The sequence below is a fragment of the Sorangium sp. So ce295 genome, from assembly GCF_051527405.1.
GTDB lineage: Bacteria > Myxococcota_A > Polyangia > Polyangiales > Polyangiaceae > Sorangium > Sorangium cellulosum_B.
Window position 1 is genome coordinate 5,941,191 of record NZ_CP150324.1, and the last position, 19,021, is coordinate 5,960,211.

Genomic DNA, 19,021 nt, shown 5'->3' on the forward strand with positions numbered 1-19,021 from the left:
GCGTCAGCGCGTCGAGCGTCGCCGGGCTCGGCTCGGGCGCGCGCGCCGCGCGGGCGCCGCGCTGCCCGGCGCCGGGTTCACGGTTGCTTGCCCGCCTTCTGCTTCAGATCGGCCCAGAACTCGTCCAGGTTGCCCTTGCGGATCTGCCGGGCCGGCAGGGAGATGAACTTGTCCTGAGGCACGACGGAGTTATCCCCCCGCACGAGCGCCGCGAGCACGCGCACCGACTCCTTGCCGTACATGTACGGGTTCTGCACCACCGTGCCGATCACCTCGCCGTCCTGGATCGCGCGGAGCGTCGCGTCCTGCTCGTCGAAGCCGACGACCTGGATCGAGCTCATCTTCCCCGCCTGCTTCACCGCCTCGAGCAGGGCCGGCGTGTGGTACGCGTTCAGGCCGATCAGGCCCACGAGGTCCGGGTGCGCCGACATCATGTCTTCGGCGTTGCTCTTCGCCTTGGCGGCGTCGATCTGGTCGGTCAGGGTCGCGACGATGGTGTATTTCGCCCCCTTCAGCTCCTGGTTGAGCGGGTCGTTCCCGGCGCTGTTGTCCTGGCGATCGAGCAGCTCGTCGAGCACGCCTTGACGGCGCTTGCGGGCGTTGTCGCCCTCGAGCCGCCCGACCAGGATGGCCACCTTGCCGCCGCCGGGGATCGCCTCCTTCACGAGCTGCCCCGCCATCCGGCCAGCGACGTAGTTGTCGATGCCGATGTACACGATGCGATCGCTCTTCGGAGCGTCCGAGTCCTGCGTGATGAGCTTCGTCTTCGCGGCCGCCTTGTTGAGCAGCGGGACCTGGTTCTCCGCGTCGATCGGGCTGATCGCGATGCCGTCGACGCCGCGGATCAGGAGATCCTCGACCCGGTGCAGCTGGTCGTTCACGTCGCTCGGCATCACGACGCTCACCTCGACGTTGTGCTCCTTCGCGCCGTCGATGACGCCCTTCTCGGCGATGGTCCAGAACGGGGCGACGCCGTTCGTGATGTAGGCGAGCTTCGGCTTGCCCCCCGCCGCCGGCGCGCCGCCGTTGTCGCAGCCCAGGGCCGTGAGCCCCGCCGCCATGCAAACCCCGACGATGAACCGACCGATGCTCTTCAACATGCGCTCTCCCCTCCACCCGTCCACCCGACAAGAGCCGCCTCGCGCGACGGGCCCATACGCCTCGTGCCGCCGCGCGGGCCACGACAGAGCAGGAACCCCCGTTCAACTGGCCAGCTCATGATGCGCGATCCGCTCCGGACGTGTCTACACGATTCGACGCGCAGATCGAACCGCGCGTCTCGCCCCCCTAGCGCCGGGTGCCCGGCGCGCTCATGCCGCCCGATCGGCCGACGGCGTAGGCGATCCCGCTCTGCAGCGTCCCGCGGATCACGATGCGCGACATGTCGATGTCGAGCCGGAGGAGCGCCTGCGCGACCTCGCCGCGGATGCCCGTCAGCACCGCCTGGACCCCGAGCAGCCGGAGGGCGTTCGCCGCCTTGAGCAGGGCGTTCGCCACGCGCTGATCGACCCCCTTGATCCCCGTGACGTCGATGATGACGGTGCGGGTGCCGCTCCTCGTCGCGCCGTCGAGCAGGGTCTCGAGCACGTCGTGCGCGCGCTCCTCGTCCAGCGTGCCGATGAGCGGCATGACCATGACGTCGTTCGTGATGGGCACGAGCGGGGTCGACAGCTCGGAGATCTTCGCCCGCTGGAACCGGATCACCTCCTCTTGCAGCTCGGCCCGGGCCGCCTCGGCGCGCTCGCGCTCGCCGAGCTCGTGCAGCAGGCGCAGGTTGGCGTCCCGGAGCTCGGCGCTCTGCGCGGAGAGGCGCACGTTGGCCAGCGACAGCTCCTCCGTCCGCTCCTTCACCTCCTGCTCCAGCCGCTCGTTGGCCTCACGGAGCTCGGCGCTCACGGCCGAGAGGTCCGAGTAGAGCAGCGCGTTCTCGACCGCCACCGCCGCCTGCGAGGACAGGAGCCGCAGGAGCTCGATGCGGTCGGCGGTGAACGCGTGCTCCGCGAGGTGGTTCTCCAGGTACAATACCCCGCTCAGCCGGCCCTGGTGCAGGAGCGGCAAGCCCAGGATCGATTTCGGCCGGCGCGCGATCACGTGCGGATCGCCGGCGAGGCGCGGGTCGTCGTCCGCGCGCCCGATCACGAGCGCCTCGCGCGAGCGCGCGACGTAATGCACGACCGAGCGGGCCAGATCGAGGCGCGCCTCCAGGGGCATCGAGAGGCCCAGGCTCACCGTATCGGGGCCGACCGCGATCATCGCCTCGACCGTCAGCACCTCGCCGCGCGAGAGGATGAGGAACCCCCGGCTCGCCCCGGCGCTCTTGATCACGCTGCGCAAGACCTGCTCGATCACCTTGTCGAGCACGATCGCGCTCGAGATGGCCTGGGCGGTGCTGAGGACCGTGGCGAGATCGAAGCTCTCCCCTGCGACGAGGCCCTGGAGCGCGGTGCCGGTCGGCGAGAGCGGAAGAGGCTCGCCCAGGGCCGAGGGGTCGGCCGGCGCGAGCTCCTCGCGCAGCGCCTTGGCCTTCTCGGTCGCCCCCCAGCGATCGTACAGGTAAACGGCCCTGCGCAGGAAGATGTGCGCGAACTCGACCCTGCCCTGGGCGAGCCAGAACCTGCCGTAAAGCTCGTTGCCCAGCGCCTGGTTGTTGATGTAGTCGGCCTGCCGAGCGGCCTCGATGCCCCGCTCGTAGAGGTCCATCGCCTCGGCCCTCCGCCCCTCGACGCGGGCCTGCTCGGCGAGCAGGAGCAGGTGCTTGTGAAGCACGTTGTCCGGCCCGGCGTCGGCCCAGCGCTTCATCCGCCCGAGGAGCCGCGAGAGGTGCTCCTCGTGCTCCCGCCGCGCCGCGCCCTCGGCGCTCTCCCACGCGGCGATCCGCATGAGGCCCGCGTAGAACGTCGCCTCGGGCACCTTGGCGTGCGTCGGCAAGGCGCCCTCGATCACGGCGAGCTTCGGCATCAGCTCGGCAAAGCTCGCCCTGTCGCCGAACAGGTAGGCATTCCGGATCTTGGCGTAAAGCAGCCACCCCATGTGGTAAGGCGAGCCGCCGTGCTTCGCCGCGTAGGACGCCTCGTCGAACCCGTCGTCGTCGAAGCTGAGCCGGCCCCTCGTCAGCCCTTGCAGGCACCGGAGGGGCTGGATCACGCCCGCGAGGAGGATATCGATGATGTCATGGCTGCGGGCGCGCCGCAGGAACGCGAGGTGCGTCTCGGTGAGCTGCGAGAGCTCCGTAAGGTTCATCCCGTAGGTGAGCCGGTCCGAGCCGCTCTGGCTGATCATGTACCCCATGGCCGTCCAGTCGCCGGCCTGGAGCCCGAGGTCGTAGACCCGGTCGTAATAAGGATCTGCCTTCCGCAGGGGCTGCGTCCAGCTGTGCACGTCCGCGGAGAAGATGTGGTAGGTCTTGGCCCGGAGCACGAGGTTGTCGAGCTGGTCTGCGAGCTCGACGGCCATCTTGCCGAACCGGTACGCCGTCTCGTACTCGCCGAGCAGCGGGCCGACCACCATGCCGTACGCGACGTATCCGAACGCGGACATATCGCTGTTTCCGTGCTGCAGCGAGAGCGTCACCATCTTCACGATGGCGAGGTTCGCGAGCGTCTGGTCGCTCGAGTTGTAGGCCCCGAAGAACAGGTTCACGAGCAGCTCCAGCGTCACGGGGTGCTCGGGGCTCGTCGTCCTCGGGGCGCGGGCGAGCTCCTCGATGCTGCGCGCGCCGAGGAGGACGGGCACCGCCTGGAGCTCCTGCTCGAGGAGCGCGGCGACCTCCTCCCGGGCCTCGGGGATCGGACAGCCGAGGAGCCGGAGGCCGGCCTTCTGGACGAGGGTCGCCTCGTGATTGCGCCACTGGAGCAGGTACTGGTTCGCCTGGACGAGGAGGACAGCGACCTTGTCCATGGCCGTCCGGGCGCGCGCGAGCGCCGCGGTACAGAGCCGCTCGGCCTCCTCGAAGGCGCCGCACAGCGACTCGACCTCGGCGCGCTCCCTGTGGAGCGCGAGCGCGAGCTCGTAGTGGTCGTCGAAGCCGCCGTGGGGCAGAAACCCGAGGCCCGCGCGGAAATAGCCCGCCGCCGCCTCGTAGGCGGTGGCGGCCTTGGCCTTCCTGCCGGCGGCGAGGTTCAGCTCGGCGGCCGTGGCCTGCTCCGCGGGCGAGGTCACGATGGGCGCCGCGATGTTGATGTGGTTGACGATGTCGAAGAGCGCCTCGTCCCGCGCGGCCCCCTCGCAGCTGGCGAGCATGAGCCGCGCGATCCTGAGGTGGACCTCGCGCTTGTGATCCTCGCTGATGAGCGAGTACGCCGCGTGCTGGACGCGATCGTGCAGGAAGCGGTAGGTGACGCGCCAGTCGACGCCGGCCTGCGCCTCGTCGTCGCTCGCGTGCGCGAGGCGGTAGTCGGCGTCCACCGGCGCGATCAGGCCCTCTTGCAGGATCTTCCACAGCGCGGCCACGGTCTCGTGCGCCGGCCGCTCGCTGATGACCGCGAGGGTGCGCAGGTCGAACTCGTGCCCGATGCAGGCCGCGAGGCGGAGGACGCGGACGAGCTCGGGCTCGAGCTCCTCGATCTTGCGCGCCATGAAATCGACGACGTTGTCGGTGACCGTGCGCCGCCGGATGCCGTCGAGATCCCACGTCCAGGCGCCCTTCTCGAAGCGGAGCAGGCCCTCCGCGTGGAGCGAGCCCAGGAACTGCCGCACGAAGAACGGGTTGCTCTGGGTCCGGTCGAACACAACGCGGGCGAGCGGCTCGACGTCGGCGCGGGCCGCGGAGAGCGCGTCCGAGAGCAGCGCGATCACGTCGGCGAGGGCGAGCGGCCGCAGCGTGAGCTCGCGGAGCGGCGCGCCCGCCTTCTCGATCTCGTCGAGCGCGACGCGGAGCGGGTGGGCCGCGTACACCTCGTTGTCGCGGAAGGCGCCGAGGAGGAGCAGGTGGCCGCGCTCCGGATCGGCGGCCAGGACCTGGAGCAGCTTGAGCGAGGCGGGGTCGGCCCACTGCAGGTCGTCCAGGAAGAGGACGAGGGGGTGCTCGGCGGTCGCGAAGACGCGGACGAACGCCTTGAAGATCGCGTGAAAGCGGCCCTGCGCCTCCGCTGGCGGCAGCTGCTGGACCGGGGGCTGCTGGCCGATGATCCACTCGAGCTCCGGGATGAGGTCGACGAGGAGCTGGCCGGTGCTCCCGACCGCGCTGGCGAGCGCCGCGCTCCAGCGCGCGAGCTGCTCCGGCCGCTCGGTGAGGATGTGCCGGAGGAGCTCCCGGAAGGCGCGCGCGAGCGAGGCGTACGGCGCCCCGCGGTTCAGCTGCTCGAACTTGCCCGCGGTGAAGTAGCCGCCTCGCTGGGCGATGGCCCTGTGCATCTCGTTCACCAGGGCCGACTTGCCCATGCCCGAGTACCCCGACACGAGCAGGAGCTCGCCCTCCCCGCCGGCGGCGCGCTCGAAGGCGGCGAGCAGCGCGCGCTCCTCCTCGGCGCGGCCGTAGAGCTTCTGCGGGATGCGCAGCGTGTCGGGGATGTCGCGCAGGCCGAGCGCGAAGGGCGCCACGGCGCCGGAGCTCGAGAGCTGGCGGAGGCACGCGTCGAGGTCGGCGAAGAGCCCGAAGGCGCTCTGGTACCGGTCCTCCGCGTTCTTCTCGAGGAGCTTCATCACGATCCGGGACACCGCGTCCGGCACGCCCGGGACTTGCTCGGGCGGCGGCACCGGCGTCCGCGCGATGTGGCCATGGATGAGATCGAGCGGGTCGCTGCCGGTGAACGGCAGCACGCCGGTGAGCATCTGATAGAGGGTCACGCCGAACGAGTAGAGGTCGGTGCGGCGGTCGATCACGCGGTTCATCCGGCCGGTCTGCTCCGGCGACATGTACGCGAGCGTCCCCTCGAGCGCCTCGGGGCTTATCGCCTGCTGCGTCTCCTGCGGGAGGAGCGTGGCGATGCCGAAGCCGACGAAATGGACCTCGAGCGTGTCCGGGTCGACGAGGAGGTTGTGCGGCTTGATGTCCTTGTGAATCACCTTGCGGCGGTGGAACTCGTCGAGGACCCGGGCCGCCGAGCGGGCGATCGTCAACGCCGCCTTGAGCTCCAGCCGGCCGGCGCGCAGGAGGTCGTGGAGCGTCGTCCTGCTCGGCCGCTCGAGCACGAGCGCGAGGCCGTTCCTGTGCTTCTCGAGCCCGTAGGCCTTGACGACGCCCGCGACGTCGAGCGCGCACAGCACGTTGTACTCGTGCCGGAGCGCCGCGAGCTCACGCGCGCTCGGGAACTCGCTCTTCAGGACCTTGAAGACAGCAGGCTTGCGCTCGTCACCCCAGGTTCCTTCGAACACCTCGATGCTCGAGTCGACGTAGATCGGCTGGCTCACGGAACAGGTCGCGGAGAGCATCTCACCTCGCCGGAGCGCTGGGCCGGCCCGCCGCCGCTGCTGCTCGCGTCGAGCAGGCAGGACGGACGGTGTTCTCGCACAAGCGCACCATGGGCGGATTATGTCTAGATCGCTGCCCCCGAGTCACCACCGAAATCGGAACATTGATTCGTCCAGGGTGACATTTTTCAGTATTTGTGCGCTAGACATCCAACTTGGACGGAGTCTGGCGTTCACGCCCGTCACCGAGCGCGGCAGTGCGGCGCTGGCGCGGCGCTTCATGCGATGTGGGCTGGCTCTCGGAGGGCTGGAGGAGGTCGATCACGCGGCGCGCCGGGAGGGCGCGTCACAGGCGCAGGTCATTGCGGCACCTCGACGGTGGGACAACCGAACTCGACACGGACGCTCTCCGCGCCCATGGACGTCACCTGCGCACACGTGGCGCCCTTGATCACGATGGTGGGCGGGGTCGTCGAATCGTCGTAGTCCCATCCGTCGTCGCCCGGCTTCGGCAGCACCTCATCGTCGATGAAGACGTTCACCTTCGCGCGGTCCGGCGGCTCGGTCTGCAGCGAGAGCTCGCAGGTCCTCACGAGATCCCTCGTGATGCTGGTCAGCGTATCGCCGAGGCTCGCCGCGTCCACCACCTCGAAATAACGGGGCGAGGTCTCCGACGTGGCCGTGTCGCCCTCGACGGCGAGCTGGTCCAGCACAGCGGCATAGGCCGTCGCGCCGGGGATGCCGACGACGAAGGTCTTGATACCGGCCGCGCGCAGGTCCTTCACCCGCTGCACCGTGCGCACGTCGTCCAGGCACACGTCCGTCAAGCCGGCGACGCAGCAGTTCGGCACGCCCGAAGGGCAGTCCCCATCCATGTTCGTCGTGCAGGTCGCGGCCTCGCAGGTCATGGCCGGATCCTGGTTGCAGTTGGGACCGCCGTCGGTCGCCAGGAGGACGTACCTGTCGCCCTCGAGGGTGCCGCCGGCTCCCACGGTGAGGTACCCGAGGGCGCGCGCGAGGGCATCCGCTGTCGGCGTCGCGCCGCCGGGGTCCGTGCCATCCAGGAGGGTCTTGATGGCGGGGACCGAGGTCGCGCCCGGCGCCACGGCCACGCTCAGGTCCTCCCCCGCCGGCATGCCGCAGTGCTCGTCGGAGGGAAAGAGCTGAAGCCCGACGGACATCCTGTCCTGGATCACGTCGAGCGCGGTGCCGAGGGCGCCCTTCATCATCGTCCAGCGGTCGCTCCCTTCCCACGCTTTCTTCATGCTGTCGGAGCGATCGAGCACGATCACGAGGTGAACCTGCCGCGGCTGAGCTTCGACCTGCTGGCCGCCGCAGTCGCCGCCGCCCTCCCCCCCGCCGGAGCTGGCGCCCGGCCCGGTCGCGATGAAACCGCCTCCGAGGGAGGGATCCCCGCCCGTTCCACCGAAGTCCATTCCGCCAGCGCCGCCGTCTCCGGAGCCGCCGCTGCCCGCGCCGGTTCCGCCGTCCGATACCGAACATCCCGACGCGAGCGCCCAGCCCAGGCACCCGAGCGACGTCAGGAACAAGGAGCGGGCGTAGATCCCGCGGTTCTTGTCGATCATAGCCATTCTCCTCGACACGAGTGAATCACGAGTGCATCGACACGAGTCAACGCGCCCGCACGCGGCGTCAGCCCGGAGGGATGCGGCAGATGCCGTTGTAACACTGCACGGTTCCGGCGTTGCAGCAGTCGGACGTCGCGCCGCAGAGCTGCCCGTACTCGGCGCATCGCGGCGGGGTGCCGCCCGCCCCGTCCGAGCCACCGCCGCCGCCTGAACCGCCTGCGCCGCCCGTTCCGCCGGTCGCGCTCGAGCTCCCGGTCGCGCTCGAGCTCCCGGTCGCGCCTGACGGGGAGTCTGTCGTGCACGTGCCGGAAACGGAGCCCGGCTCGTACTCGCACGTCGTTCCGACGCAGCAGTCGCCGTTGTTCGTGCAGGGTCCGCCCGCCGTGACACACTGGGGCGTCGTCCCTCCTGGCGTGTCGTAACACTGGAGCTTCCCCGTCTCGCTGTTCCGCACGCAGGGAGCGCCGTCGCAGCAGTCGTCGGCGGACGCGCAGTCCTCGCCTGCCTGGCGGCAGGCCGCGAGCGCATTGCACCGAGGCACGCCGAGGGCGTCGAGGCGGCAGTTGCTGGCGTTCCCCAGGTAGTTGCAGCAGTTGTTGGGAGCGCTGGTGGACGTATCCGAGCAATAGCTGTCCTTGAAGTGACAGACGCCGCCCTGGGGCGTGCAGCCGTTCGGGTTGCGGCAGCGGCCGATCTCCCCGTCCGGATCCCCCGACTTGTCGCAGACGACATTGCCGGCGCCCGGCAGAGCGGCCGTGGGGTCGCCGCCGCAGCAGTCCTCGTTGCGCCGGCACAGGGCGCCGTTCACGCGGCAGCCGCTCGGCGGCTGGCAGATTGCGATCCCGGTGGGGCCGTACGGCGCGCAGACGCGGCTGCAGCAGAAGCCGCAGCTGTCACAGACCGCGCCGTCGATGCCGCCGCTGTTGCAGCGGCTCGACGTCGACGGCTCCGCGCCGCAGTAGCCCGCGGCATCGGATGCGTTCCGCTTCACGCACACGCCGGTACAGCAGTCGCTGTCGCCCTTGCAGACGTCGTTGCGCTGCACACAGAACGAGGAGTAGAGGACGCAGCGATTGTCTCGCCCGCAGAGCTGGGAGCAACACTGGGTGTCCTCGGTGCACGGGTTGCCGCCCGTCTGGCACGCGGTGGCGCCGTTGACGTCGCTGCACGTCCCGCCGACGCACATGCCGCTGCAGCACGCGGCGCCGCCTGCCGTGCAGCCGGATCCGTCGGGGAGGCAGGCGGTCGCGCTGCACCTGCCCGAAGCGCAGTTGAGGGTACAGCACTCCGAGGATTCCTCGCAAGCGGCGCCTGTCCCGAGGCAGACGCTGAGCGGCGAGGCGCAGGTGCTCGTCGCGCTGTCGCAGATGCCGGAGCAGCAGTCTCCGGAGCGCGCGCACGTGGCCCCGAAGGGCTCGCAGGTCGGCACCTCGACCCCCGTGTCAGGGCCGCCCGCGCCGCCGACGCCGTCGGTACCGCCCGCGCCGCCGGCGGCACCGGCACCGCCGGCACCCGCGCCACCAACACCCGTGCCCGCGCCGCCTTCTCCAGAGCTGGCCGTCGCGCTGGCGCCGCCCGTTCCGGTCGCCTCGCCACCGCCCGTTCCAGTCGTCCCGCCGCCGCCAGCGTTGGCCCCTCCGGAGCCACCGGCGGAGGAGCTGCCCCCGGCCGCGCCGCTGGAGGGCCCTGAGTTGGTGGCGACGCCACCTTCACCTCCCGAGCCGGTGCCCTCGGACGAGCCGCAGGCAGAAGAGAGCCATACGATGCCGACAGCCGCGAAGATTCGAGATACGCGCATGCACTTTCCTCGCTTGATCGCTTGCCGCAACCGACGCAGTCGGAGAAAGGATACATTCGCGCAACTCCAGCTTGTCCGTATGGCTTTTGTTTCAGGGCATGCCCCGCTCCCTCCATTTTTGTCGGAGGTGGTGAGCCTCGTGAGCGCTGCGCGCACCTGTGCGCGCAGCACAGAGCTCGCGCTCGCCCGGCCGTGATGAGCTCTGCCCAGAACGGTCAGCGCGACCGCAATCCGCGCTTTGGTGAGGTTCGTCGCAAAGAGCCCTCGACGGAGGAAGCGACGCTGTAGGCTGTACGGTCCTCGAGAAGAGAGGACATGCAGGCTGTTGGGAGAGGCACGTTCATGGGGGCAGCCCGGCGACGGCCGTCCGCTCCCTTCTCCCCCGCTCTACGCTGATGTCCTCGTCCCCTTCCAGAGCGCGTTCCAGAAGCGCCCCGTCTTCACGGCGCCTTCCGGGACGGACTCTCGGGCGCTCTCCTCGGCGGGCTTCTCCCTGTGGGCCTGGGCCTCGAGGAAGGTGATCAGCCGCTCTCGGAGAGGATAGTACATCGGGTCCTCCAGCACCTCCTGACGGTCCCGCGGGTGCGGGAACGGGACCTCCAGGATCTCGCCGACCCGCGCCCCCGGGCCGTTCGTCATCATCGCGATGCGGTCCGACAGGAACAGGGCCTCGTCGACGTCGTGCGTGACCATCAGCGCCGTCTTCTGGTCCTCTGCCCACAGGTTCATGAGCACCTCCTGGAGCTCGAACCGGGTGAGCGAGTCGAGCATGCCGAAGGGCTCGTCCAGGAGGAGCATCTTGGGCGACAGGGCGAAGGCGCGCGCCAGCCCGACCCGCTGCTGCATCCCCGACGACAGCTCGCGCGGCTTCTTGTGCATGGACTCCTCGAGCCCCACGAGCTCGAGGTAGTGCGTCGCGATCTCGATGCAGTCCTTCCTGCTCTTCTGCCGGTGGACCTGCTCGACCCCGAGCAGGACGTTCTCGAGCGCCGTCATCCAGTGCAGGAGGCAGGGCGACTGGAACACGACCCCGCGGTCCGGGCCAGGGCCCTGGATCTGCCTGCCCGCGAGGACGATACCGCCGCTCGTGATCTCGGAGAGGCCCGCGACCATCGACAGCACGGTGGACTTGCCGCACCCGGAGTGGCCGATGAGGGACAGGAACTCTCCCTTCCTCAGGTTCAGATCGAAGTTCCTGACGACGATCGAGGGGCCCTTCGGCGTGGGAAAGGTCTTCGTGACGTTCCAGATCTCGAGGTACTTCTTCATGCGACCGCCTCCGCGCTCCGCGCTGCATCGGGCGCGCTCGCGCCCGCCCTGGGCCCGGCGCCCGGGCCGAGCAGGTAGCTGATCACCGCGCCGCGGATCTCCTTGAAGCGCGGATCGTGGTTGAGGGCCTTGCGATCCCGAGGGCGCTCGAGATCGACGGTGATCCCTGGCCCCAGCGTGGCCCGGGGGCCCTTGCTGAGCGGGATGATCCGGTCGGCGAGGAGGATGCCCTCGTCGACGTCGTTCGTGATGAGGAGCACGGTCTTCCGGGTGGCGCGCCAGATCCGCGCGATCTCGTCCTGGAGCGTCGCGCGCGTGAGCGCGTCCAGCGCGCCGAACGGCTCGTCCATCAAGAGGACCTCCGGATCCATGGCGAGCGCCCGCGCCACCGAGACCCGCTGGCGCATGCCGCCGGAGAGCTGCGCCGGCTTCTTCTCGCGGGCCTCGGTGAGCTTCACCATGGCGATGTAGCGCTCGGTGTGCTCCCGCTTCTTCTCTGCGGGCCAGGAGCCGAAGATCTGGTCCACGGCCAGGCAGACGTTCTCGTAGACCGTGAGCCAGGGCAGGAGAGAATAGTTCTGGAAGATGACGCCGCGGTCGGGGCCCGGCCCCTCGACGATCTTCCCGTTCAGCTTGACCTCCCCGGTGTCCGGCCTGAGGAGCCCGGCGATGAGGGACATGAGCGTCGTCTTGCCGGCGCCCGAATAGCCGACCACGGCGACGAACTCTCCCTTCTCGATCTCCAGGTGGATGTCCCTGAGCACCTCGGTGCGGGTGGCCCCGCCACCATAACTCTTCCCGACGTTGCAGAGCTCGACAAGCGGCATGGACGTCACGCTCCCGCCAGCTTGAGCCGGCGCTCGACGAGGCTCATCAGGGCGTCCAGGAGGAAGCCGACGACCCCGATGGTGATGATGCACAGGATGATGTGCTCGTAGATGAGGCTGTTGTACTCCTGCCAGAGGAAGCCGCCGACCCCGGGCGAGCCGGTCAGCATCTCCACGGCGACGATGACGAGCCAGGCGATGCCCAGGCTGAGCCGGAAGCCCGTGAACATGTAGGGGAGCGCCGCGGGGAGCTGCACCTTGAACAGCGTCTTCATGCGCGACAGCCGGAGCACCCGGGCGACGTTCATGTAGTCCTGCGGGATCGACCGCACCCCGAGCGCGGTGTTCAGGACCGTCGGCCACATCGAGCACATCGCGATGGTGAAGACGCCGGCAGGGTCGGGCTTCTGGAAGAGCACGAGGCCGAGCGGGAGCCACGCGAGCGGCGAGACCGGGCGGAGGATCTGGATGATGGGATCGAAGCTCGACCTGAACAGCCTCGACGCGCCCAGGAAGAAGCCGATCGGCGTCCCGAGGAGGATCGCCAGCGTGTAACCCTTGGCGACCCGCTGGAGCGAGTACCAGGTGAAGCGGAGGATGCCCTGGTCGAGCTCTCCCCGCTTCTCGAACGGCTCGAAGATGTAAGGCCTGCTCACCTCCCATGTCTTGAGCGGAGAGGGCAGCGCCTGGGTCCACAGGCTGCTCGCGGCGGCCCACAGCCCGATCACGCACGCCACCCCGAAGAGGGGCAGGATCATGTGGTCGACTCGAATCCTCGGAGAGATCGCCTTCGCCTCGCTCATGCAGCACTCCTCTTCCGCTTCCGATTCCGCTTCCGATTCCGCCGCCGCGCCTCCCGCCGGCGCGGCGATGGCGATGTGGGTTCATCCCTTCAGGGCGTGGACCGGGAACGACGTCGCGTACTTCTCCGGGTCCTTCGGATCGAACGTCACGCCGTCGAACAGCGTCTCGGGCGCGTCGCTCCGGCCGCCGTGCGCGACCCCGAGCTCCTTCATCGCCTCCTCGTAGAGATCGGGGCGCATGACCTGCTTGACGACGCCCTCGTAGTCCGGCTTCCCCTCCACCATGCCCCACCGGCGGAACTGGCTGAGCCACCAGAGCGCGTACTTCGGCTGCGGGTAGTTGCAGCCCCGCTCGCTGAAGATCATGTAGTCCTTGTCCTCTTTGGTGCGCCCGTCGCCGTAGTCGTAGCGCCCCTGCAGCCGGCCGAGGATGAGCTCCGGCGGACAGTTGATGTACGTGGGCCTCGACACGACGTCCGCCTGCTCGGGGCGGTTGTCGAGCTTGTCCAGCCAGACGCTCGCCTCGTGGAGCGCCTTGATCACCGCCTTCACCGTCTTCGGGTTCTTGTCGGCGAACTCCGCGGTGAACGCGCACACCTTCTCGGGGTGGTCCCTCCAGAGCTCCTGCGTGGTGACGGCCGTGTAGCCGATCTGGTCGGCGATCGCCCTGGCGTTCCACGGCTCGCCGACGCAGAAGCCGTCCATCTTGCCCACCTTCATGTTGGCGACCATCTGGGCGGGCGGGATGGTCACGAGCGCGACGTCCTTGTCCGGGTGGACGCCGCCCGCGCCCAGGTAATAACGGGTCCACATGGCGTGCGTTCCAGGCGGGAACGTCATCGCGAAGGTCATGGGCGCCCCCTTCGCCTTCGCCTCCTCGATGAACGGCTTGAGCGCCTTGGGATCGCCGGCCACCTTGCCCCGGAGGTCGCTCTTCATCGTGATCGCCTGGCCGTTGCGGTTGAGCAGCCACGGGATGACCATGGGCATCTTCGGCGATCCGAGGAGCCCCATCGTCGAGGCGAGCGGCATGCCGAAGAGCATGTGCGTCGCCTGGAGATCCCCGTTCGTGAGCGAGTCGCGGATCGCGGCCCAGCTCGCGCCCTTCACGATGGTCGCGTTGATGCCGTACTTCTTGAAGAACCCCTTCTCGTGGGCGATCACGAGAGGAGAGCAGTCGGTCAGCGCGATGATGCCGAAGCGCAGATCGGACACCTCGGGCTTGGCGGCGTCCGGGATGAGCGGCGCGGCGTTCGCCGCCGGCTTCGCCGACGCTTCGGACCGCGATTCGCAGGCGGGGAGGAGCGCGGCTCCCCCGAGCGCGAGCGCACCGCCGAGGAAACGCCGGCGGTGGAGGGGCGTGGCGCTCGGGGCCTCACGCGCAGGTTCTCGTCTCTTCATTCCAAAGATCCTTTGCTGGGATGACCGTGGAGCCTCGGGCGCATGGAGAGGGACACGCCCGCCGGTCGGGGCAGACTGGACGGGCTGCGCTCCGGAGGCGCCGTCCGTGAAATCGCCTGTTCGTTCGAGAATGAGCCAGGCCAGCTCCGCGGCGAGATCGGCGGGGTGAGCGCGCTCTCGCCGCGGGTGTGCGCCCTGGATGGCCTCAGCCATACACGGGCCCAGGATTTGCCAAGGACGATGCATGGGCGCCTGTTTCTATGAAGTTTCTGTAGGATATTTTTTCTTCATTCACTTCACGTTCGTCACGCGCGTCACGCTCGTTGCGTTCGTCACGCGCGTTGCGTTCGTCACGCGCGTTGCGTTCGTTACGTCCGTTCCGTCATGTTCGTTGCGTTCGCCACGCCGCCTTCGTCTTCCGTCTCAATGACTGCGGGGCAGCGGCGCGCTCGAGCGAGCGGTCGGGGAGCTTCGCGAACGGACCGGTTGCTTGCCAGGCCTGGGGTGAGGCTGTAGCGTCCGCGCGGCGCAGGAGGAGCGCCACGCCGATCCGGCGGGTGTGATTCGGCAGGCAGCAGGTCATGGGAGCGACGATGACGAGCGGGTCCGCGACGTGGGTGGGGGCGGCGGCGTGCCTCCTGGCGTGCGGGTGTACGTCCCTCGCCGGGCTCGATGGGCCCTACCACCTGGAGGCGGGCGGGGGCGCCGGCGGTGGGGGTGGGGGTGGCGGGGGCGCCGGCGGGCAAGACTGCGCCGAAGAGGCGAGCGAAGGGTGCGTCTACGACCGGTGCGGCGCCGTCCCCGAGAGCGCCCCGAGCGGCGTCTACGCGCTCGATCCCGACGGGCCCGGCCCAGAGGAGCAGGCCGAGGTCTACTGCGGTGAGCCTGTGGACGGCGATCGCTGGGCGCTCGTCTACAACAGCGTCGGGTCAGCGGACGGCGCGACGCTCCCGTTCTGGAAGATCCTGTATGCCGATCGGCTCGCCACCAAGGGGACGCCGTCGCTCGGCGACAACCTTTACCAGCCGTCGCTGTACATCGCCGGCCGGGAATACCGCGACGAGATCGAGGACATCGCGGGGACCGTCGCCGAGGTGATGCGGGCGACCGCCGAGGGCATCGACACCGGGGACATGCACCTCCTCACGCCGATACGGGTCAGCGGGGATGAGCACCTCTTTTCGTGGCAATTCGCCACGGGGTGGTCGTCGCCGGATTTCGACGCAGACACCAAGGACGACGGCAATTGCGCGGGCGCCTATGCGGGCGTCACGCAGCACTACGGGCACTGCTTCGTCTACAACCTCGGCGCGGACGACGATGAGCCGATCGAGGACGAGGGCTGGGGCCCGCACATGAGCACTCCCGACGCGACGGCATACGGGCTCTCCGACGACGGGAGCGGGTATACGCGCTTGCAGCGGATCTCCCGCTGGACCCGCTGGTGATCGCGCCCGCCCGGGCCAGATCGCTCGCCGCTGGGCCGGGCCGGCGCATCGCGAACCCCGGCCGCCCGGCGCCCCCGAGGGCCATCGCGCGGATGACACCCGGGCTGCCGCGGTGGCAGACTTCGACGACGCATGAGCGACCGTTCGACCCTCGTTGACGTGCCGCCTCGCTTTCGCGTGCTCACCGATCCGCGGGGCGCGGAGGTCGACGACCGCACCATCGTCCTCGGCCCGAGCCACGCGTTCGGCGACGGCCGGCACGAGAGCACGCGGATGTGCCTCCAGGCGCTCGCGTCGTTCGCGCCACGCAGCGGCTTTCGCCTCTTCGACGTGGGGAGCGGGACGGGGATCCTCTCGATCGGCGCCGCGAAGCTCGGCGGCGAGGCGATCGGCGTCGACATCGACGCCGCCGCGAACGCGGTCGCGGCGGACAACGCTCGGCGGAGCGCGGTGGAAGCGCGCGTGAGCTTCTCGGCGACGTGGCCGGACGGGACGTTCGACATCGTCGTGGCCAACATCCTTCGGGACGTCCTCACGGCGCTCGCCCCTCGGATCGTGGCGCGCCTGGCTCCCCGCGGGACGTTGATCCTCTCGGGGCTCGTGTCCACCGACGTTCCGGAGATCGTGGCGCGTTATGCGCCGCTCCTCGCCGACCGTCGACCGGAGATCTTCGAGCGGGGCGCGTGGCGCGCGCTCGTGTGGCGCGACGCCGAGCCGCGCGCCGAGGCCGGAGCCGCGACCGGCCGTTGACCCGGGGCGCGAGGGCGCGCGAACATCCGGCGACCCCTTGGCGACCCTCCCCGCGACACGCCACCTCGCCGCGCTCCTCGCGCTCGCCGCGAGCGCCTGCTCCCGCGGCCCCACGGCCGGCACGGACGCGGGGCCTGGCCCGGCCGGCAGCGCGAGCTCCTCGGCCAGCGGCGCGGGCGCTCCGACCGCTCCCCTGCCCCCGTCCACGGCCGCGCCGCTGCGCGCGCCGGTCCGCGAGGGCGGCGCCCTGTCCCGCGCCGCGCGCGAGGACGCGCTCTATGTGGCCGACGAGGACCACGGCGTCGTGCGCGTCGTGCCGCTGCCGCTCGACCCCGCCCGGCCCGGCGCAGGGGTCCCCGCGCCAGGCAGGCCCGCGCAGGTGCTCGCGCTCGGCGGGCGCGGCGAGCACGACGCGCGCGTGCTCGCCACCGTCCGCGACCCGGGGCTGCTGCTGATCTTCCGGCCGGATCCCGCGGCCGGCCTCGTCGAGGTGGGCCGCGTGCCGCTGCCCGCCGACGCGTGGGGCATCGCGGTCACGCCCGACGAGAAGACCGCGATCGTGACCTCGGCGTGGACCCACAAGGTCTCGGCCGTCGACCTCGAGGCCGGGCAGACGCGGTGGACCGTCGACGTGGCGCGCGAGCCGCGGGGCGTGGCGGTGCTGCCCGACGGCAGCGCCGCGTACGTGAGCCACCTCGTCGGCGCCGATCTCACGAGGATCGACGATCTCGGCGGGGCGCCGAAGGTCCGGCGCGTCGCCCTGCCCGCCTCGCCGCTGCGCGCGCCGTCGGGCGAGCGGCTCGCCGCGTCGCTGGGGTATGCGCTCTCGCTCTCCGAGGACGGGCGGCGCCTGTTCGCGGCGCGGCACGCGCTCGGCGCCATGGGCCACGCCGCGTGGTTCGGCGCCGCGACGGTGGACGTGCTGATCACCGGCCGGGACGAGCCGCTCGCCCCGCCGCACCACGGCAACCTGCCGGTGCTCCGGTCGGCGTTCGCGGAGCAGGTGATCACCCCGGAGAGCGTGATCACCCTGCCCGGCGCGGGCGTCACGCCCGTCACCCAGCCGCGCGCCATGGCGTACCGCAAGCGCGCGCGCACGCTGCTCGTCGCGGGCGAGGGCGACGATCTCGTGCTCGAGGTGGACGCGACAGCGGTGGATCCGACGCTCGCGATCGTAAGGAGCTACCCGGTCGGCGGCCGCTACGATCCGCACATCCGCGTGGCCGGCACGTGCGGCGCGCCGACCGGCCTCGCGCTCTCCGCGGACGAGGCGACGGCGTGGGTCTTCTGCCGCTCGACCGGCGACGTGGCGGCGCTCCGGCTGCACGACGCGGCGGCGGGCCCGACCGTCGCGCCCGTGGGAGCGGCCGGCCCGGCGGGCTCGGCCAGCCCCGCGCCGGCGTCCGCCGCCGCGGGCGTGGCGGAAGGGCCGTCGGCGCTCGTGCACCTCGCCGACGATCCGCTCGGGCCGGAGGTCGCGAAGGGCCGCCGGCTCTTCTACAACGCGCTCGACGCCACGGTGAGCGGCAACCTCGGCTGCGCGGGATGCCACCCCGACGGGCGCGACGACGGCTACGTCTGGCGCGAGGCCACCTTCAGCACGGCCGACGGCGAGCACGCGAACTTCGTCGGGCGGCCGGAGAACATCCCCGAGGTCGCCAGGAAGCGAGGAGTTCCTCGGCGCACCCCGATGCTCGCCGGCAACGTGGGCGCGGCCGGGCCGTACGGCTGGCACGGCGAGAGCGAGGACCTCGTCGGCAGGCTGCAGACGGGCATGGGGCTGCACCGCTGGGGCGGGCTGCCGATCGACCATACGCCGGCCAGCCTCGCGGCGCGGGCGACCTATCTCGCGATGTTCCTCCGCCGGGGCCTCGTCACGCCGCCGCGCGCCGAGAGGGCGCCGGACGAGCGCGAGAAGCGCGGCCGGGAGATCTTCCACAGCGACGAGGCGAAGTGCTCCCGCTGCCACGTCCCCACGAGCGATTACACCGATCGCACGGCGTACCCGATGCCGAAGCGACCGCCGCCGCCGGGCTACGACGAGGATCCGCGCCCCGAGTACAAGACGCCGTCGCTGCGCTTCGTCGGAGGCCGGCCGCCCTACCTTCACGACGGGCGCGCCGGCACGCTGGCGGAGCTCATCGAGCAGAACGCCGACTGGATGGGCAAGACAAGCCACCTGTCGCCCGAGGACAGGGCGGCGCTCGTGGCGTTCCTGGAGACGTTATGAGGCCGCGCTCCGTGCTGCTCGCCTTGATGGGCGCCGGCGTGGCCTCCGTCCTGGCCGCGGCGTCCGGGGCGCCTGGCGCGCAGCCAGGCGGCGCGCCCAGGGCCGCGGCGAGCGCGACGGCCGACGCCAGCGACGAGCTGCCCCTCGACGCCGCGCCCTTCCCGCCCGAGCCGTCCAAGCAGCCCACGGCCGCCGAGTGGAAGGCGGCGCCCCGCGTCCGCCTCTCCCGCGTCGGCCCCGCGGCCGCAGGCTGCCGCGCGTACAGGACTAGGGAGTGGCTGCGCATCCGCTGCCCGGAGCTCACCGTCTCGGCCATCTCGCTGCTCGGCGGAAAGACCGAGGGCGTGGCCTTCTGGATCGATCCGCCCCGCGGCGGCAGCGAGCTCCCGCGCGGGGGCGAGGTGATGTTCCCGATCCGCCGCGGCGATCGGCGGGTGATCCAGATCCTGACGTTCGGCCCGGGCTACGACGGGCCGTTCACCTTGTTGCCGGCGATCGTCATCCAGGAGCAATGGCTGGAAGACGAGCCGGCGCCGACCGTGACCGCCTCCTGAGACA

Annotated in this window: 12 protein-coding genes; 4 read left to right on the forward strand and 8 right to left on the reverse strand. The window is 70.7% G+C overall.

The genetic code is table 11. The features are described from left to right. Nucleotides 1-77: 77 nt before the first annotated feature. The 8 genes from WMF11_RS22400 to WMF11_RS22435 form a co-directional block, all read right to left on the reverse strand. Complete coding sequence (locus WMF11_RS22400) at nucleotides 78-1,100, reverse strand: sugar-binding protein (RefSeq protein WP_437978847.1); 1,023 nt, start codon at nucleotides 1,098-1,100, stop codon at nucleotides 78-80. A 187-nt stretch (nucleotides 1,101-1,287) separates the two neighbouring features. Continuing rightward, nucleotides 1,288-6,348 (reverse strand): AAA family ATPase, encoded by a 5,061-nt coding sequence (locus WMF11_RS22405; RefSeq protein ID WP_437978848.1) that lies wholly within the window; start codon nucleotides 6,346-6,348, stop codon nucleotides 1,288-1,290. A gap of 359 nt (nucleotides 6,349-6,707) precedes the next feature. Then, complete coding sequence (locus tag WMF11_RS22410; RefSeq protein WP_437978849.1) at nucleotides 6,708-7,934, reverse strand: vWA domain-containing protein; 1,227 nt, start codon at nucleotides 7,932-7,934, stop codon at nucleotides 6,708-6,710. 67 nt (nucleotides 7,935-8,001) lie between these two features. Further along, the gene (locus tag WMF11_RS22415) at nucleotides 8,002-9,735 is read right to left on the reverse strand and encodes a hypothetical protein (protein WP_437978850.1); all 1,734 of its coding nucleotides are present in this window, start codon (nucleotides 9,733-9,735) and stop codon (nucleotides 8,002-8,004) included. A 387-nt stretch (nucleotides 9,736-10,122) separates the two neighbouring features. Beyond that, nucleotides 10,123-11,004: an ABC transporter ATP-binding protein gene (locus WMF11_RS22420; protein WP_437554687.1), complete on the reverse strand. Its 882-nt coding sequence runs from the start codon at nucleotides 11,002-11,004 to the stop codon at nucleotides 10,123-10,125. Further along, a complete protein-coding gene (locus tag WMF11_RS22425; protein ID WP_437978851.1) occupies nucleotides 11,001-11,831 on the reverse strand; it encodes an ABC transporter ATP-binding protein in 831 nt (276 codons plus the stop codon). The genes WMF11_RS22420 and WMF11_RS22425 overlap by 4 nt, the downstream gene beginning before the upstream one ends. A gap of 5 nt (nucleotides 11,832-11,836) precedes the next feature. Next, on the reverse strand, nucleotides 11,837-12,634 hold the full coding sequence (ntrB, locus tag WMF11_RS22430; protein ID WP_437554691.1) for a nitrate ABC transporter permease: 798 nt from the start codon (nucleotides 12,632-12,634) through the stop codon (nucleotides 11,837-11,839). A gap of 81 nt (nucleotides 12,635-12,715) precedes the next feature. Further along, the gene (locus WMF11_RS22435; protein ID WP_437978852.1) at nucleotides 12,716-14,035 is read right to left on the reverse strand and encodes a CmpA/NrtA family ABC transporter substrate-binding protein; all 1,320 of its coding nucleotides are present in this window, start codon (nucleotides 14,033-14,035) and stop codon (nucleotides 12,716-12,718) included. A 593-nt stretch (nucleotides 14,036-14,628) separates the two neighbouring features. On the opposite strand from WMF11_RS22435, the gene WMF11_RS22440 reads away from it, so the two are divergent. The 4 genes from WMF11_RS22440 to WMF11_RS22455 all read left to right on the forward strand — a co-directional run bounded on the left by WMF11_RS22440 (nucleotide 14,629) and on the right by WMF11_RS22455 (nucleotide 19,017). Beyond that, nucleotides 14,629-15,483 carry a fibrinogen-like YCDxxxxGGGW domain-containing protein gene (locus WMF11_RS22440; protein WP_437554695.1) on the forward strand — a complete coding sequence of 285 codons (855 nt, stop codon included), beginning with the start codon at nucleotides 14,629-14,631 and terminating at the stop codon, nucleotides 15,481-15,483. 132 nt (nucleotides 15,484-15,615) lie between these two features. Further along, the gene (locus WMF11_RS22445; protein ID WP_437978853.1) at nucleotides 15,616-16,233 is read left to right on the forward strand and encodes a 50S ribosomal protein L11 methyltransferase; all 618 of its coding nucleotides are present in this window, start codon (nucleotides 15,616-15,618) and stop codon (nucleotides 16,231-16,233) included. Nucleotides 16,234-16,270: 37 nt separating this feature from the next. After that, a complete protein-coding gene (locus WMF11_RS22450; protein ID WP_437978854.1) occupies nucleotides 16,271-18,463 on the forward strand; it encodes a hypothetical protein in 2,193 nt (730 codons plus the stop codon). Nucleotides 18,464-18,474: 11 nt separating this feature from the next. Continuing rightward, entirely contained in the window at nucleotides 18,475-19,017 is a 543-nt protein-coding gene (locus tag WMF11_RS22455) for a hypothetical protein (RefSeq protein ID WP_437978855.1), read from the forward strand. Nucleotides 19,018-19,021: the final 4 nt, after the last annotated feature.

Excerpts from the sequence above, each read along its gene's own strand:
- WMF11_RS22400 (WP_437978847.1), bottom strand. The coding sequence starts at position 1,100 with ATGTTGAAGAGCATCGGTCGGTTCATCGTCGGGGTTTGCATGGCGGCG.
- WMF11_RS22410 (WP_437978849.1), bottom strand. The coding sequence starts at position 7,934 with ATGATCGACAAGAACCGCGGGATCTACGCCCGCTCCTTGTTCCTGACG.
- WMF11_RS22415 (WP_437978850.1), bottom strand. The coding sequence starts at position 9,735 with ATGCGCGTATCTCGAATCTTCGCGGCTGTCGGCATCGTATGGCTCTCT.
- WMF11_RS22420 (WP_437554687.1), bottom strand. The coding sequence starts at position 11,004 with ATGAAGAAGTACCTCGAGATCTGGAACGTCACGAAGACCTTTCCCACG.
- WMF11_RS22425 (WP_437978851.1), bottom strand. The coding sequence starts at position 11,831 with ATGCCGCTTGTCGAGCTCTGCAACGTCGGGAAGAGTTATGGTGGCGGG.
- ntrB (WP_437554691.1), bottom strand. The coding sequence starts at position 12,634 with ATGAGCGAGGCGAAGGCGATCTCTCCGAGGATTCGAGTCGACCACATG.
- WMF11_RS22435 (WP_437978852.1), bottom strand. The coding sequence starts at position 14,035 with ATGAAGAGACGAGAACCTGCGCGTGAGGCCCCGAGCGCCACGCCCCTC.
- WMF11_RS22440 (WP_437554695.1), top strand. The coding sequence starts at position 14,629 with ATGACGAGCGGGTCCGCGACGTGGGTGGGGGCGGCGGCGTGCCTCCTG.
- WMF11_RS22445 (WP_437978853.1), top strand. The coding sequence starts at position 15,616 with ATGAGCGACCGTTCGACCCTCGTTGACGTGCCGCCTCGCTTTCGCGTG.